General features: G+C 56.1%; 1 rRNA gene. It reads right to left on the bottom strand.

Features of this window, described 5'->3' with window-relative positions:
• Nucleotides 1–32: 32 nt before the first annotated feature.
• Nucleotides 33–1,427: ribosomal RNA gene (locus ACFYXU_RS36765) — 23S ribosomal RNA — on the bottom strand; the annotation flags it as partial.

Raw genomic sequence — 1,427 nt, 5'->3', positions numbered from 1 at the left:
CTTCAGAACTAACACAGTGGACGCGAGCAACTGAGGACAAGCCCTCGGCCTATTAGTACCGGTCAGCTCCACCCATTACTGGGCTTCCACATCCGGCCTATCAACCCAGTCGTCTACTGGGAGCCTTACCCTCTCAAGGAGGTGGGAATACTCATCTCGAAGCAGGCTTCCCGCTTAGATGCTTTCAGCGGTTATCCCTCCCGAACGTAGCCAACCAGCCATGCCCTTGGCAGGACAACTGGCACACCAGAGGTTCGTCCGTCCCGGTCCTCTCGTACTAGGGACAGCCCTTCTCAATATTCCTACGCGCACAGCGGATAGGGACCGAACTGTCTCACGACGTTCTAAACCCAGCTCGCGTACCGCTTTAATGGGCGAACAGCCCAACCCTTGGGACCGACTCCAGCCCCAGGATGCGACGAGCCGACATCGAGGTGCCAAACCATCCCGTCGATATGGACTCTTGGGGAAGATCAGCCTGTTATCCCCGGGGTACCTTTTATCCGTTGAGCGACGGCGCTTCCACAAGCCACCGCCGGATCACTAGTCCCGACTTTCGTCCCTGCTCGACCCGTCGGTCTCACAGTCAAGCTCCCTTGTGCACTTACACTCAACACCTGATTGCCAACCAGGCTGAGGGAACCTTTGGGCGCCTCCGTTACCCTTTGGGAGGCAACCGCCCCAGTTAAACTACCCATCAGACACTGTCCCTGATCCGGATCACGGACCGAGGTTAGACATCCAGCACGACCAGAGTGGTATTTCAACGGCGACTCCACCATGACTGGCGTCACGGCTTCAAAGTCTCCCACCTATCCTACACAAGCCGAACCGAACACCAATATCAAACTGTAGTAAAGGTCCCGGGGTCTTTCCGTCCTGCTGCGCGAAACGAGCATCTTTACTCGTAGTGCAATTTCACCGGGCCTATGGTTGAGACAGTCGAGAAGTCGTTACGCCATTCGTGCAGGTCGGAACTTACCCGACAAGGAATTTCGCTACCTTAGGATGGTTATAGTTACCACCGCCGTTTACTGGCGCTTAAGTTCTCAGCTTCGCCCTGTCGAAACAGAGCTAACCGGTCCCCTTAACGTTCCAGCACCGGGCAGGCGTCAGTCCGTATACATCGCCTTACGGCTTCGCACGGACCTGTGTTTTTAGTAAACAGTCGCTTCTCGCTGGTCTCTGCGGCCACCCCCAGCTCAGAGTGCAAGACTCATCACCAGACGTGGCCCCCCTTCTCCCGAAGTTACGGGGGCATTTTGCCGAGTTCCTTAACCATAGTTCACCCGAACGCCTCGGTATTCTCTACCTGACCACCTGAGTCGGTTTAGGGTACGGGCCGCCATGAAACTCGCTAGAGGCTTTTCTCGACAGCATAGGATCATCCACTTCACCACAATCGGCTCGGCATCAGGTCTCAGGCT

The organism is Streptomyces sp. NPDC002232 (assembly GCF_042890295.1).
Taxonomy (GTDB): domain Bacteria; phylum Actinomycetota; class Actinomycetes; order Streptomycetales; family Streptomycetaceae; genus Streptomyces.
This window is presented reverse-complemented; position numbering and strand designations above follow the sequence as displayed.